Below are 1,057 nucleotides of genomic sequence, written 5' to 3' on the forward strand. Positions count from 1 at the left end.
AATCCTCAGTCACACAGAGACGTTGAGATAGATAATCCTCTAGAGGCCTTGGAAATCATCTTGCTTGCTAATCATCTGCTGAAGATAGTGGACTCTAGAAGAGCCTTTGTACCCGGATACTTTGATAAACTGTGAAGGCCTCCCTAGTGGAAATATGAGAACAGGCGACAGCCTGACTTAAACAAAACCACCAATTCCACTCAACTTGCCGCTATCTCATTGATAATGCTAACTAATTGCTAACACAGCATATTGACGCCCTTTTATGGCCGTCTAGAATATGTAACAAAATCATATAATTACAGAATCTTCGTGTCTCTCGCGAAGTGCTACGTCCGCCGATTCATCCCGGTAGGACACCTTAGCCCCCATGGCCAGTGCGCTGTGGGGGTTCTCTTTTTATCAGATTTAGGAACAAACAATGTGAGAAGCCATCTACCACAAGACAGCCCTTTCCCTTTCCATATCCGCTACAACGCAACGTGCCTTAGATGCAAAAAGCGTGAAACCTACCATGATGAAAAGGCCAAGATTTATTACTCGCTCTGTAGAACCTGCCTGCAAGAAACCCAGCTAGGCCCTTGGCGGACTAAACTCCCACCAGTTTCTCAAGAATACCAATGAAAGTAAATACTATGATTCAGTTTGAACCACGCAATCAGCAAGCGATGAACTTGCTAGGCAGAGCCATCAGTCTGCTAGATGGAAGAAAGAAGTTTGATGAGGCTGACTTGAAGTCAGTTCTAAGTTTCATATTCTCAAACCGCCACAAGCCCTACATCAATCTAACGGGCTTTCCTGGCATTGTAGAGGAACTTGTTCTTCGTGGCATCTTAAAGCGACATTCAGGACTTCGTAACTTCACTCTTTCACCCGAATTCGTAGATGAGGAAGCACATCTTCAGACTGTAAGAGAAGATATCCACTTCAAGCACCCGGTTGGTAATAAATCAAAAGCATTTTTTCGGAACGCAGAAGAATGTATTTCCCTCGAATGGGATGATGTGGCCAGCATCGGATACGGTGAAGCCCATCTTCTAAAGCTAGTGGACAAGGA

At 44.6% G+C, this 1,057-nt stretch carries 1 protein-coding gene; it reads left to right on the forward strand.

Translation table 11 applies throughout. From position 1 onward, the window contains the following. Positions 1 to 620: 620 nt before the first annotated feature. A partial coding sequence (locus IQ270_RS30490) for a hypothetical protein (protein ID WP_193976812.1) occupies positions 621 to 1,057 on the forward strand: 437 nt, incomplete at its 3' end.

Source organism: Microcoleus sp. LEGE 07076 (genome assembly GCF_015207455.1).
Lineage (GTDB): Bacteria > Cyanobacteriota > Cyanobacteriia > Cyanobacteriales > Microcoleaceae > Microcoleus.